12 protein-coding genes are annotated in these 13,574 nt (G+C 67.2%); 5 read left to right on the top strand and 7 right to left on the bottom strand.

The genetic code is table 11. The features are described from left to right. Positions 1 to 2: 2 nt before the first annotated feature. From cydB to ACWZHB_RS11780, 4 genes are read right to left on the bottom strand one after another with little or no spacing between them, the layout of a single operon-like run. Positions 3 to 1,025 (bottom strand): cytochrome d ubiquinol oxidase subunit II, encoded by a 1,023-nt coding sequence (gene cydB, locus ACWZHB_RS11795; RefSeq protein ID WP_427907975.1) that lies wholly within the window; start codon positions 1,023 to 1,025, stop codon positions 3 to 5. Positions 1,026 to 1,034: 9 nt separating this feature from the next. Continuing rightward, positions 1,035 to 2,528 (bottom strand): cytochrome ubiquinol oxidase subunit I, encoded by a 1,494-nt coding sequence (locus ACWZHB_RS11790; RefSeq protein ID WP_427909141.1) that lies wholly within the window; start codon positions 2,526 to 2,528, stop codon positions 1,035 to 1,037. Between the two features lie 58 nt (positions 2,529 to 2,586). After that, positions 2,587 to 3,114 (bottom strand): DUF488 domain-containing protein, encoded by a 528-nt coding sequence (locus tag ACWZHB_RS11785; RefSeq protein ID WP_427907974.1) that lies wholly within the window; start codon positions 3,112 to 3,114, stop codon positions 2,587 to 2,589. Positions 3,115 to 3,149: 35 nt separating this feature from the next. Next, positions 3,150 to 3,893 carry a uracil-DNA glycosylase gene (locus ACWZHB_RS11780; RefSeq protein WP_427907973.1) on the bottom strand — a complete coding sequence of 248 codons (744 nt, stop codon included), beginning with the start codon at positions 3,891 to 3,893 and terminating at the stop codon, positions 3,150 to 3,152. Between the two features lie 95 nt (positions 3,894 to 3,988). Between ACWZHB_RS11780 and ACWZHB_RS11775 the strand changes: the two genes are divergently transcribed. Together ACWZHB_RS11775 and car are read left to right on the top strand one after the other, a co-directional pair. Continuing rightward, positions 3,989 to 5,488 (top strand): carboxylesterase/lipase family protein, encoded by a 1,500-nt coding sequence (locus tag ACWZHB_RS11775; protein ID WP_427907972.1) that lies wholly within the window; start codon positions 3,989 to 3,991, stop codon positions 5,486 to 5,488. Further along, positions 5,485 to 8,940: a carboxylic acid reductase gene (car, locus tag ACWZHB_RS11770; protein ID WP_427907971.1), complete on the top strand. Its 3,456-nt coding sequence runs from the start codon at positions 5,485 to 5,487 to the stop codon at positions 8,938 to 8,940. Before ACWZHB_RS11775 ends, car begins: the two co-directional genes overlap by 4 nt. A 3-nt stretch (positions 8,941 to 8,943) precedes the next feature. On the opposite strand, the gene ACWZHB_RS11765 is transcribed toward car, so the two are convergent. Both ACWZHB_RS11765 and ACWZHB_RS11760 read right to left on the bottom strand, forming a co-directional pair. Beyond that, positions 8,944 to 9,552 (bottom strand): GDSL-type esterase/lipase family protein, encoded by a 609-nt coding sequence (locus ACWZHB_RS11765; protein ID WP_427907970.1) that lies wholly within the window; start codon positions 9,550 to 9,552, stop codon positions 8,944 to 8,946. A 325-nt stretch (positions 9,553 to 9,877) separates the two neighbouring features. After that, positions 9,878 to 10,435 (bottom strand): TetR family transcriptional regulator, encoded by a 558-nt coding sequence (locus ACWZHB_RS11760; protein ID WP_427907969.1) that lies wholly within the window; start codon positions 10,433 to 10,435, stop codon positions 9,878 to 9,880. Positions 10,436 to 10,528: 93 nt separating this feature from the next. On the opposite strand from ACWZHB_RS11760, the gene ACWZHB_RS11755 reads away from it, so the two are divergent. The 3 genes from ACWZHB_RS11755 to ACWZHB_RS11745 are packed head-to-tail and all read left to right on the top strand — an operon-like array spanning position 10,529 to position 12,742. Continuing rightward, positions 10,529 to 10,999 (top strand): DUF4334 domain-containing protein, encoded by a 471-nt coding sequence (locus tag ACWZHB_RS11755; protein ID WP_427907968.1) that lies wholly within the window; start codon positions 10,529 to 10,531, stop codon positions 10,997 to 10,999. Next, a complete protein-coding gene (locus tag ACWZHB_RS11750; protein ID WP_427907967.1) occupies positions 10,999 to 12,087 on the top strand; it encodes an NAD(P)-dependent alcohol dehydrogenase in 1,089 nt (362 codons plus the stop codon). Before ACWZHB_RS11755 ends, ACWZHB_RS11750 begins: the two co-directional genes overlap by 1 nt. 25 nt (positions 12,088 to 12,112) lie before the next feature. Next, positions 12,113 to 12,742 carry a TetR/AcrR family transcriptional regulator gene (locus ACWZHB_RS11745; protein WP_427907966.1) on the top strand — a complete coding sequence of 210 codons (630 nt, stop codon included), beginning with the start codon at positions 12,113 to 12,115 and terminating at the stop codon, positions 12,740 to 12,742. A gap of 38 nt (positions 12,743 to 12,780) precedes the next feature. Here ACWZHB_RS11745 and ACWZHB_RS11740 read toward each other — a convergent pair whose 3' ends face one another. Beyond that, complete coding sequence (locus ACWZHB_RS11740) at positions 12,781 to 13,440, bottom strand: TetR/AcrR family transcriptional regulator (protein ID WP_427907965.1); 660 nt, start codon at positions 13,438 to 13,440, stop codon at positions 12,781 to 12,783. Between the last annotated feature and the right edge of the window lie 134 nt (positions 13,441 to 13,574).

The following is a 13,574-nucleotide window of genomic DNA, read 5'->3' as shown; positions in this document are numbered from 1 at the left end:
GCCTATTTCGAGAGTGGTAGGCCGGTCGGGGCGGGGATCTGGTCGACGGTGAGGCGTTTGCGGAAGACCCAGTAGGTCCAGCCCTGGTAGATCAGGACCACCGGGGTGGCGAGGACGGCTGCCCAGCTCATCACCTGCAGGGTGTAGTGGCTGGAGGAGGCGTTGTGGATGTTCAGGTCGAAGGCGGGGCTGATCGTCGACGGCATCACGTTCGGGTACAGGGAGCCGACCAGCAGGATGGTGGCCGCGGCGATCGTGAGGGTGGTGCCGATGAACGCCCAGCCGTCGCGGCCCGCGAAGGTAGCGCCACCGGCGACGACCAGGCCGAGGACGGCGGCGCCGAGCGCGGCCCAGGTCCAACCGGTGCCGTAGGCGAGCTGGGTCCACAGGCCGAATCCGCCGACGATCACCACGGTCGGCACGAACAGGATCCGGACGCAGGTGCGGGCATCGTCGCGGACCTCGCCACCGGTCTTCAGCGCCAGGAAGATCGCCCCGTGCAGCGCGAACAGGATCCCCGTGGTTGCTCCACCCAGCAGGGCGTAGGGGCTGAGCAGATCCCACACCGAGCCGACGACTTGCCGCTTCTCGTTCAGCGGCACCCCGCGCACGAGGTTGGCGAACACCCAGCCCCAGGCCAGCGCCGGAATCCAGGAGCCGATGCCGATGCCGATGTCAGCCAATGCCCGCCACTTGGGCGAGTCGATCTTGGCCCGCCACTCGATGGCGCAGATCCGCAGGATCAAGGCCACCAGCAAGAGCAGCAGGGCGAGATAGAACCCGGAGAACAAGCTGGCGTACCACTCCGGGAACGCGGCGAACATCGCACCGCCCGCGGTGATCAACCAGACCTCGTTGCCGTCCCAGACCGGGCCGATCGTGTTGAGCACGACCCGCCTTCGCACGTCGGAACCCTTGCCGAGGATCGGCATCAGCATGCCGACGCCGAAGTCGAAGCCCTCGAGGATGAAGTAGCCGGTGAACAACACGGCGACGAGCACGAACCAGAATTGCTGCAGACTCATCGTCGTCTCCTAGTACGCGAAGGACAGCGGCTCGACGGGTTCGGCGCGATGCCTACCGCCACCGCCGTCGTCATCGGGACCGAACTCGTCATCGGATGCCGTCGGCCCTGGTTCGGGCCCGACCACGGTGTAGCGGTGCATCAGATAGAACCAGACCACCGCCAGCGCGCCGTAGAGCAGCGTGAAGACCACCAGCGAGAACACAACGGTGGCGGTCGCGTGGTCGGAGACGCCCTGGGCCACGGTCATCCGAATGGTCTTGTCGCCGGTGGGGTTCGGCACCACCACCCACGGCTGACGGCCCATTTCGGTGAAGACCCAGCCCGCGCTGTTGGCCAGGAACGGGGTCGGGATGGCGAGCAGGCTCAGCCACGAGAACCAGCGCTTGCCGGGCACGCGACCGCCGCGGGTCAGCCAGAAACCGGCCAGCAGCAACAGCACCGAGCCGGCCAGCAGGCCGATCATGGCGCGGAAACTCCAGTAGGTGACGAACAGGTTGGGCCGGTAGTTGCCCGGCCCGAAGTCCTCGACATAGGAGCGCTGCAGATCTTCCACGCCCTGCAGGGTGACGCCGCTGAACTGGCCCTCGGCCAGGAACGGCAGCACGTAGGGAACCTCGAGAACGTGTTCGACGCTGTCGCAGTTGTTGTGCGTGCCGACGGTCAGGATCGAGAATTCGGGGTCGGTCTCGGTGTGGCACAGCGATTCCGCCGACGCCATCTTCATCGGCTGCTGCTGGAACATCAGCTTGCCCTGGATATCGCCGGTGATCGCGACCACCACGATCGAAGCGGCAATTACCCAGAGGCCGAGCCGGGTGACCGGCCGCCACATCACCTTGGCTTCGTCGAGTTTCGCCGCGTCGCCGCTGCGCGCGTTGCGCACCATGAACCAGCCCGCGATACCGGCCACGAAGGTGCCCGCCGTCAGGAAAGCGCCGGCGACCACGTGCGGGAAGGCCGCCACGGTGGTGTTGTTGGTGAGCAGCGTCCAAATGCTGTCCAGCTCGGCACGGTTGGTTTCGGGGTTGAACTTCGCACCCACCGGGTGCTGCATGAACGAGTTGGCCGCGATTATGAAATAGGCGGACACGTTGACGCCGATCGCGACGATCCAGATCGTCGCGAGGTGGACGAGTCTGGGCAATCGAGTCCAGCCGAAGATCCACAATCCGACGAATGTCGACTCCATGAAGAAGGCGATCAACGCTTCCAGAGCCAGTGGGGCACCGAAGATATCGCCGACGAATCGGGAGTACTCACTCCAGTTCATCCCGAACTGGAACTCTTGGACGATGCCGGTGGCGACACCGATGGCGAAGTTGATCAGGAACAATTTTCCGAAGAATTTGGTGAGTCGGTACCAGTGGTCTTTCCCGGTGATCACCCAGGCGGTCTGCATGATCGCGATGAGCGGTGCCAGCCCGATAGTGAGCGGGACGAAGATGAAGTGGTAGACCGTGGTGATACCGAACTGCCATCTGGAGACGTCCAGAGTGCTCATTGCCAGCGAACTCATCCTCGGATCTCCTGCCATCGCAGTGAACTGTTATGGACGCATATCAATCTTCGACAGGCGGGGGATAGGTGATCGTCGTTCCCGCGACGTGGGCGAAGTTCGTCAGCTGATGCTCCGGTGCTCGGGTGGCGGACATGATGTCGCGCACCTGTACGCCCCGGACCAGCAACGCGTCGCCCACCAGTGACCGGTGGCACCGCCACGGGACCGCTTCAGCGCACATGACGGCTGTCGTCGCCGTGCCCGCGAGGTCGACGAGTTCGTCGATGCCCGTGCTGAATTCCGGTGTTTGCATGTAATCCGCGTACGCGCGGAAGGACGCGTTGCGCCAGCCGGAGTTGAGATCGCTGCTCGCCCCGTGGCGCAATCCCCCGAGCGCGGCGAGATACAGGTAGCGAATGTCTTTCGCCCGTAGGATTTCCGGGAGCGTCGTACGTCCGAATTGTGGATTGTGACGTGACCGGGGCACGGTCCTGATATCGACGAGCTGGGTGACGCCGTAATCATCGAGCAGGCCGACGAATTCGTCCGCGGTCCGCGTGGAATGGCCGATCGTGTACACAGTCAGCACTGTTCGATCCTAGGTGACGAGATCGCGAATTCCGGTCAGGACTCGGCGATCGTCTTCGCGCGCAGCAGGACGTCCTCGATCATCGCGGGCGTCACCCGGCCGGTGGCGGTATTGCGCTGGCTCACGTGGTAACTGCCCAGCACGGTGACCGATCGACCGTCGGGATGGGTGAGCACGACTTGCGCGCCGTGGGCGAAACGGGGACGGGGGCGTGGCACATTCCAGCCTCCTGCCAGCAGGACGGTGAACAGGGCCTGCCAGCCGAAGGCCCCGAGAACGACGATCACCCGCAGGGTCGGACGGAGCAATTCCAATTCCCGGCTGAGGAACGGCGCGCAGCGTCGCCGCTCCTCGGGTGTCGGCTTGTTGTCCGGCGGCGCGCAATGCACGGGTGCGGTGAGCCGGGTGCTCACCAATTCGATGCCGTCGGCACGGCTGACCGGATGCGCGCCGGTAGCCAGACCCACCGTGTGCAGCGCACCGAACAGGACGTTGCCGCTCGGGTCGCCGGTGAACATGCGGCCGGTCCGGTTGCCACCATGGGCGGCGGGGGCGAGCCCCACCACGAGGATCCGCGCATCGACCGGCCCGAAGCCGGGGACGGGTCGACCCCAATACTGTTCGTCGCGGAACGCGGCACGCTTGACGACGGCGACTTCTTCGCGCCAGGCGACGAGCCGGGGGCAGGCGCGGCAGGTGGAAACCAAGCGGTCGAGTGCGGCGATATCGGGGGAGTCCCGCGCCGCCCGCGGGGCTGTTTCCGGAACCTCGCCGGTCATCGGACCAGTCTAGTCCGCGGCGTCGATGCGCCGCCGAAACAGTTCGCCGACCGAACCACCTGCGCGGTACCGCGGGTACCACGTACATTCGAGGGATGTTGTCCACCGAGATCGTGAGCGCCGACGGAGTCGTGCGCGGTCGTGCGGGTCGTCGAATCGCCCGCTGGCGTGCCCTGCCCTACGCGGCCCCACCCATCGGAGCGTTGCGGTTGCGTGCGCCCCAGCCCGTTCGACCGTGGACGGGGGTCCGGTCGGCAACCGAGTTCGGCTTCGCCGCGGTACAGAACCCCAACGGTGCCCGCGTCGGGCCGCGCACGTGGCAACCCATCGGGGAGGATTGCCTGACGCTCAACGTGACCGCTCCGGCGACACCGTCGTCGACACCGCGCCCGGTGATGGTGTTCTTTCACGGTGGCGGCTATCTGATCGGCACGTCGAGCATGTACTCCGGCGCACGATTGGCCGCGCGGGGCGAGGTGATCGTGGTGTCGGTGAACTACCGGCTCGGTGCGCTCGGCTACGTCGACTTCAGCGAATTCTCCACGCCGGACCGGCCTTTCGAGTCGAACCTCGGTCTGCGCGATCAGGTCGCGGCGCTCGAATGGGTGCGTCGCAATATCGCCGCGTTCGGCGGTGACCCCGACAACGTCACCATCTTCGGCGAATCGGCCGGTGCGCACGCGGTGGTCAGCCTGCTGGCGACGCCCGCCGCGCGCGGCCTGTTCCACCGGGCGATCGCGCAGAGCGCCCCCGCCGATTGGACCTCGACACCCGACGAGGCGCGCCGGTTCGCCCGCCGCTGCCTGGACCGCCTCGGCGCCACCCCCGCCGATGCCGCGACGATTCTGAGCGCCGTGTCCCCGAAGGAGCTGTGTCGAGCGGGCGACCGCGCGCTGGCCAAATCTCTGCGCGAGGAACCGGGCAGTTTCCCCTACGCCCCGGTCGCGGACGGCGACTTCCTGCCCGAGATGCCCCTGGACGCGATCGCGGCGGGTCGCGCGCATCCGGTGCCGCTGATCATCGGGACCAACCGCGACGAGATGACACTGTTCCAGCGCTTCGCCAAGGCGGTCCCACACACGCCCGCGCAGCTAGCCACCATCTTCGAACGCTATGAGCCCGGCACAGAACAGCGGGTGACCAGCACCTACCCCGGCTATCCCGCCAACCGGACCGCGGTGCGCATCGGTGGCGACCACCTCTTCCTGCGCCCGACTCTCGCCGTCCTCGAAGGCCACAGCCGCTACGCCCCCACCTACGCGTACCGGTACGACTACGCCCCGCGCGCACTGCACCTCGCGGGCTTCGGCGCCACCCACGCGCTCGACCTCGTCCCGGTCTTCGGCTGGGTCGACGGACCGGTCGGCCGTGCGATGACCGCGGCGGGCGGCAGGCGGGCGTTCCTTGCGGTCCAGGACCACATCCAGGACAACTGGCTCAGCTTCGCCCGCACCGGCAGGCCGCTGGCGCCGTGGACCCCCTACACCGCCGAACGCCGGACCACCTCCATCATCGACCATCCACCGCGCGTGCTGGTCGATCCCGATTCCGCGCAACGTGAAGCGTGGCAAGGCATTCGGAAGGCCGGAGCATGACGGTAGAGCTCGCCGCGGGACAGCTGGCCGACCGCATCAAGGCGCTCTACGCCGACGACGAGCAGATCCGTGCGGCGCGTCCCGCCGAAGACGTGCACGCCATCGTCACGACCCCCGGACTCGCGACGGCCCGCATCGTCGAGACCGTCATGACGGCCTACGCCGACCGTCCGGCACTCGGCACTCGGCGTACCGAACTGGTCGACAGCGGCGGACGGGCAACTCGAAAGCTGGTGCCGGAGTTCGACGTACTGACCTATGGGCAGGTGTGGGAGCGCACTCGCGCGCTGGCCGCCGCCTGGCATCGCGACGGCGTCATCGCGGGGGATTTCGTCGCGGTGCTCGGGTTCACCAGCGCCGATTACACCGTGCTCGATCTCGCCACGATCCATCTCGGCGGGGTCGCGGTGCCGCTGCAGGCGGGCGCGGGTCTCGAACAGTTGCGTTCGATTCTCGACGAGACCGAGCCGACGGTATTTGCCGTCGATACCGCGCACCTGGACATCGCCGTCGACGCGGTGCTGGCCGGCGCCACCCCACGGTCGCTGATCGTGTTCGACCATCACGCCGACGACGACGATCACCGCGATGCCCTCGACGCGGCCCGCACCCGACTGAGGGCCGGGGGATCGGCCCTCGTGCCCACCACTCTCGACGACACCATCGAACAGGGCCGCCTCGCCGCCGCGGCCCCGCTGAACGTGCCTGCCGAGGGCGCAGACCCCCTCGCCCTGCTGATCTACACCTCGGGGAGTACCGGAACTCCCAAGGGCGCGATGTACACCCAGCGACTGGTCGCCGTGGGCTGGCAACCTCCCCGGCCGCTGACCGCGATCAATGTCAATTTCCTGCCGATGAGCCATATCGCGGCCCGCCTCACCCTCAACAGCGTGCTCGCCCGCGGCGGCACCGCGTATTTCGCGGCGGCGCCGGACCTGTCCACGCTGTTCACCGACATCGCGCTCGTGCGGCCCACCGAGATCTTCTTGGTGCCGCGGGTGTGCGACATGATCCAGCAGCGCTTCCGCACGACGGTGGCCGAGCGCGGCGACGCGGCGATCGCCGCGGTGAAAACCGAACTGCGCGAACAGTTCCTGGGTGGTCGGTTGATGTCGGTGCTGTGCGGCAGCGCGCCGATCGCACCCGAGTTGCGAACGTTCGTCGAGTCAGTGGTGCAGTTGCGGCTGCACGATGGGTACGGCTCTACCGAGACGGGTGGCGGGGTGATCTTCGATACGAAGGTGATGCGCCCACCGGTGCTGGACTACAAGCTCGTCGACGTGCCCGAGCTCGGTTATTTCGGCACCGACAAGCCGTATCCACGCGGTGAATTGCTGCTCAAGACCACCACCATGATCGCCGGGTACTACCGGCGCCCCGATGTGACCGCCGAGGTGTTCGATGCCGACGGTTTCTGCCGCACCGGTGATGTGGTGGCCGAGCTGGCACCGGACCGGTTGGCCTATGTCGACCGCCGCAACAATGTCCTCAAGCTCTCCCAGGGCGAGTTCGTGACGGTGTCACGGCTGGAAGCGGTGTTCGCGGGCGCCGATCTGGTACGCCAGATCTATGTGTACGGCAGCAGCGAACGGTCGTATCTGCTGGCGGTCGTGGTGCCCACCGAGGCCGCGCTCGCGGGACCTGCCGACGGGTTGCGCGCCGCGGTGAGTTCGTCGCTGCACCGCGCCGCCATGGCCGCCGAGCTCGAGCCGTACGAGATTCCGCGTGACTTCATTATCGAGGCCGAACCGTTCTCGACGGCCGACGGGATGTTGTCCGGAGTCGGGAAACTGTTGCGCCCGAAGCTCAAACAGCGTTATGGGGAGCGTCTCGAGAAGCTCTACGCGGATCTCGCGCGGGGTCAGGAAGACGAACTGGAGCGGTTGCGTCGCGATGCGCCCCGACTGCCGGTGTACGACACCGTCGCCCGTGCCGCTCGCGCGGTGCTCGGCGGTGATCCGGGCGATCTGCGGCCGGACGCGCGATTCGGTGATCTCGGCGGCGATTCGCTGGCGGCACTGTCGTATTCGACGCTGCTGCGGGAATTGCTCGCGGTGGAGGTGCCGGTGAATGTGCTGCTCGGGCCGGACAGCGACTTGGCACGCATCGCCGACTACATCCAGCGTGAACGCGAACCCGGAGCACACAGAACTGATTCCGATACGGTCCACGGTGTGGGCGCCACCCAGATTCGCGCTGCGGATCTGACCCTCGAGAAGTTCGTGGACGTCACGACTGTGGCCCGGGTACCCGCCACCGGGCCTGCGCGGACGGTGCTGATCACGGGCGCCAACGGCTACCTCGGCCGGTTTCTCCTCTTGACCTGGCTGGAACGGCTCGCCCCGCGTGGCGGCACGGTGATCTGCGTAGTTCGCGGCGGGGATGCAGTCGCCGCCCGCGCGCGCCTCGACGCCGCGTTCGACAGCGACAGCGAGCTCGCCACCCACTTCCAGGTTCTCGCCGAGGACACCCTGGAAGTACTGCCCGGCGACATCGGTGAGCCGAACCTCGGTCTGCCACAGCCGACATGGGGCCGGTTGGCCGCCGAGGTCGATCTGATCGTGCACTCGGCGGCGCTGGTGAACCATGTGCTTCCGTACGCACAGCTGTTCGGCCCGAACGTGGTCGGCACCGCCGAGATCATCCGGCTGGCGCTGACAACTACGCGCAAGCCGGTCAACTACCTGTCGACCGTGGCCGTCGCGGCGCAGGGGGAGTACTTCGCCGAAGACGGCGACGTGCGAACGATGAGCCCGGTCCGCCTGCTCGACGATTCCTATGCCAACGGCTACGGCAACAGCAAGTGGGCGGGCGAGGTTCTGCTGCGCGAGGCGGCCGAGCGGTTCGGACTGCCCGTCGCGGTATTCCGCTCGGACATGATCCTGGCGCACAGTCACTTCCGTGGCCAGCTCAACGTGCCCGACGTCTTCACCCGGCTCCTGCTGAGTGTGCTCGTCACCGGCCTGGCCCCGAAGTCGTTCTACCGCACAGATTCCCGCGGACGACGACAACGCGCCCACTACGACGGCCTGCCCGCGGACTTCGTCGCCACGGCGATCACCGAACTGGGCGCCGCCGCGACGAGCGGTTACCGAACCTACGACGTCCTGAACCCGCACGACGACGGCATCTCCCTCGACGTCTTCGTCGACTGGCTGATCGAGGCAGGCCACCACATCGACCGCGTCGACAACTACGACACGTGGTTCGCCCGCTTCGAAACAGCCTTGCGCGCCCTACCCGCAGCCCAGCGCAAACACACCCTGCTCCCGCTACTCGACGCCTACCGCAAACCCGGCCGCCCACTGCCCGGTTCGGCTCTGCCCGCCGCCGGATTCCACGCCGCCGTCCGCGCCGCCCAGCTCGGCCCCGGCAACGACATCCCGCACCTTCCGGCAGATCTCATCGCCAAGTATGTCCGCGACCTGACCCTCCTCGGCCTCGTGGAGTAGCCCTCACGGGGTGGGCCTGGCGATCCAGGAATGCCACTGACCGGCGAGGATCAGTTCGGCCAAGCGCTGGTAGCCGCCGCTGCCGGGGTGGGCGCCGTCGCCTGCCGCGGCTTCGCGAGTCCAGACAAGGTCTTCGGCCAATTGTCTTGTGGTGGCGACGAACGGCACCTCGCGTGAGTCGCAGAGGTCTGCCATGTCGTCGGCGAGGTCCGCTGTGCGCCGCAGGTGCTCCTTGCCGGCGTCGATGACCGGTGGTGGGCCGATCACCAGCGGGTGGATCGCGCGGTCGCGGCTTTCGGTCAGCAGGGTCGCGAGATTGTCGAGGCACTGAGTCCTGTCCACCCGGACGTTGCCGTTCTCGACGACGGAGTCGTTGCTGCCGAAGGAGAGCACCAGGCGATTGTCGGTGTCGGGCAGGATGCGCGGCTCGACCTCTCGCCAGCAGCGGCGGAGGACATCGGCGGAGGTGTTGCGCCGGATGCCGAGGTTGAACGCGGTGATGCCGGGACCGGTCGCGGCGAGTACGCGACCGACCCAGCCGCGGTACGCCGGGTCGCCGATGCCTTGGACGAAGGAGTCGCCGATGAAACAGATGCGCAGATCCTCGTTCATTCGGGCAACTGTACGAGGTGGGGGAGTGGGTGTGCTGCTCGGCCTGATCGGTGGCGGGGGAGGAGGCAGGCCAAGGGGCAGAAGGGTTTTGAACAGTGCCGAACGATCGTGGCGGGGTCGAGATGAACGCGCCGATGGTCTTCAGTGCGGTGTCTCGTCTAGAATTAATCGCGATATTGCGATATATGCATCTAACTATGTAAATCCACCCTCGCTTATCGCCGCTGCGGTGGCCGAACGATATTCAAAACACAAGGAGGAAAGGGGCCAGTGCCCGACCCAGTAGGGGATCGCGTGTGCGGTGCGGGATCCGATGCGCCGGCCGCTACGGCGCGGCCACCATGCGCGCCACGGCCGCCACCACCGCCGCGCGTTGCGCCGCCAGGCGACCGTCGCCAGTAGCTCCTGTCCTCGCATGGGTGGCTGACGTCCGGGCGAGATCGGTGAGCATGCGGAGCATGATCGGGGCGGGGATATCGGTGGTGATGAGACCTTCGTGCTGACCGCGCCGGAGCTCGGCGATCTTCGCGTCGATGGTGCGGCGCAGCACCAGCGGGATGTCGCCGGACGGTTCGAGTTCGGCCCAGGCTTGTAGGCGGGCGTTGTCGGGGTGGGTGATGAAGTGGTCGAACAGGCGGCCCACATAGGCGGGAAGGTCGTCGGCGGACATGGCGGCTTCGCTGCTGGTTTCGGTGGTCCAGCGCTCGGTGACGGCCGCGTAGAGCTCGTTCTTGCCGGGGAAGTAGGCGTAGAGCCGGTCCTTGCTGGCGTGTGCGGCGGCCGCGATGCGGTTGATCCGAGCGCCCGCGATGCCGAATTCGGCGAACTCCGCTTTCGCCGCGGTGAGTATTCGCTCCCTGGTTGCCTGACCTGCCGCCCGCATGCGCCGAATCGTACCTCTTGCCGAACCATCTGGTTCGGAACTATGGTCCATTGCGGAACCGTACGGTTCTGAAACCTGTGAGACGAGGGCTTGATGAGCGCGGACAAACCACGGTGGCAGCAGCTCAGGGAACAGTCGGCGGGTGTCGCGACCGCCGATCTGGACCAGCTGTGGACCCGGCTACGCCCGGCCCGAGCCGAGGAGATCCTCGGTGAATGGCGCGGCGACGCCTTCCAGACCGGTCACCCGCTGTGTCGCGCACTGCCTGCGAGCCGGTGGTACGGAAAGAATTTCCTTGCCCTCGACGATGCGAAGCCACTGATCTGCCGGGCCGAGGACGGCACCCTGTTCTCGAATGTCGAACTGGGACAGGGTGAAGCGACCCTGTGGAACATCGAGTTCCGCGGCGAGGTCACCGCGACCATGGTCTACGACGGGCGGGCGGTGTTCGACCACTTCAAGTGGCTCGATGACACCACCCTGATGGGCATCATGAACGGTCGCCCCGAACTGGTTCTCGCGCAGGGCGAGTACTTCTACTTCCTGTTGGAACGGGTGTCCTGATGCGCACGACGGCGGTGCTGTCGCGCGATCCGGCGGCGGAGTTCTCGATCGAGCCGGTCGAGGTCGACGAGCCTCGTGCGGGGGAGATCCTGGTGCGGATCGTCGCCGCCGGGATCTGTCATACCGACCTGGTGACCCGTCGGGCAGGCGCGGCGGACCGTCCGATCCTGCTCGGCCACGAGGGCGCGGGTGTGGTGGCGGCGGTAGGGCCCGATGTGCGGACGGTTGGGGTCGGCGATCACGTGGTGCTGACCTTCCGGCACTGCGGTACCTGTCGCAACTGCGCGTCCGGCCGGCCCGCCTACTGCCACAGCGCTACCACGTTGAATCAGTTCGGGCGTCGCGCGCACAGCGCGCCCCGCGTCCTCGTCGAGGGTTCGCCGATTCTGGACGGGTTCTTCGGTCAGTCGAGTTTCGCAGGATACGCGCTGACCACCGAGGACAACACGGTGGTGATCGACCCCGCTGCCGACCTCGCGGTGGCGGCGCCGTTCGGTTGCGGATTCCAGACCGGTGCGGGCGCTGTGCTCAACGCCCTGCGCCCGGAGCCGGGCGCGTGGGTCGCTGTGTACGGGGCGGGCGCGGTCGGGATGGCAGCTCTGCTCGCTGCCCGTACGGTCCCCGACGTCCGGGTTGCGGTCATCGAAACATCGGCCGCGCGAAGGGAACTGGCTGTCGAGCTGGGAGCCGATACCGCGCTCGATCCTGCCGATGGGCCCACCGCGCCGCGCATCCGCGAACTCACCGGGGGCGGCGCGACCCATGCCGTCGACACGACCGGCATCGCGACCGTGCTGGCGGACGCCGTCGCCGCGCTCGCGGTCGGCGCCACGGTGGTGGCGGTCGGACTCGGCCGCGGTACACCACCGGTCGATATCAGCGATCTCGTGCTGCACGGCAAGGCGATTCGCGGCTGCCTGGAAGGTGACAGTGTGCCCGGCACCTTCATTCCCCACCTGCTCGATCTGTACGCGGCGGGTCGTTTCCCGGTCGATCGCCTGATCGCCCGGTACCCGCACATCGAGGTCGGCGCGGCGCTGGCCGACCAGCGCGCGGGCATCGCCGTCAAGCCGGTGCTCACGTGGTGAGCACTCTCGAATCCCCGGACGTCCCATGACACTTCTCTACAACGACAGCTCCACCATCGAAGGCGTCGAGACCACGGCCCGCACCCAGCGGCGACTCGCGGTGCTCAGTGCCGCCCGCGGGGTCTTCGTGGCCCACGGCTACCACGGTGCGAGCATGGACGACATCGGCATCAGAGCCGGGATGAGCAAGCCGGTGCTGTACACGCACTACGCGAGCAAGCTGGACCTGTATCTGGCTGTCCTGCAGGGTTATCTGGACCGGATGGTGGAAGGTATCCGCGACGCGCTGGCCGACGCCCATGGGCAAGAGGACAAGGTGCGCCGCGCGGTGCTCGCCTACTTCGATTTCGTCGCCGAGGACGCGGGCGGGCACACTCTGGTCTTCGAGTCTCCGGTGCCGAGCGAACCGTGTGTGCGGTGGCGGGTGCGCAACGCGATGGGTGAGTGCGCGGTGCTGGTGAGCGCCGAGCTCCGTGCGGCGGGGATGGATGACGTCCGCGCCTACGCGTGTGCGTTCGGGGTGGTGGGTGCCAGCCACCTCGCCGCCAGGCAGTGGCTCGACGCGGGTCGTCCGATTCCGAAGGGCGACGCTGTCGACACTGTTGTCGCGCTGTGCTGGAACGGGTTGTCCGGGGTGCAGACGTCGGGCGCTTAGGTCGAGGCGCCCGCTGCGGGGGTCTGCGTCGAGAGTGCTCAGTTCGCCGCGACCGGCAGCGGACTTCCGTCGAGTAGTTCATCGCTGGGTAGCTGTCCGACGAGCACGGCGAGCGCCCGTTTCCATCGGCGCAGTACGGCTTCGCGTTCGCCGAGTGTGCCGGTGAGCATGGCGGTCATGGAGAGTCCGGTGAGCAGGTCGATGGTGAACTCGACCAGGACCTCGGCGCGCGGGTCCGAGGCATACGGTTCGCCGAGTACCTCGAGGTAGAGCCTGCGCATTTCGGTGAAGACGCGACGTTCCTCGATGACGAGCTGGTCGCGGAGTTCGGTGTCGGTGCGCGCGGCGACCCACAGGTCGAGGGCGGTGAAGAAGGCGGGGCTGTTCAGGTCGCGCCAGGCGAGGTCGACGACGGATTGCAGCCGGTCGCGGCCGGGTGCGAGGAGTTGCGCTTCGCGCCGGAACTTCTCGAGTCGGGTGTCGACCACCTGGGTGGTGGCGGCGATGAGCAGTTCGGCTCGGGTGGGGAAGTGGTGTTGCACTGTGCCGCGGGCGAGCCCGGCACGTTCCTGTACCGCACTGACGGTGGTTGCCGTGTAGCCGCGTTCGAGCAGGCATTCGGCGGTGCAGGCCAGTATTCGGGCGCGGGTGGATGCCCGACGTTCGGCCTGGGTGCGGCGCGGTGGTTGCACGGTCACCCAAGAAATCGTACGTGCCGCCGACAAGATTGGGTAGATTGAGTTAAAAGTGTCGGCCGTCACCTCTTGACGACGGGCGATCGAGCTGGTGCAATCAAGAAACCGTACGCAGTAACTGTTTATTTGGATGAAGG

The organism is Nocardia sp. FBN12, assembly GCF_054031145.1.
Note: the sequence above shows the minus strand (reverse complement) of the source record. Positions and strands in the feature narration are given on the sequence as shown.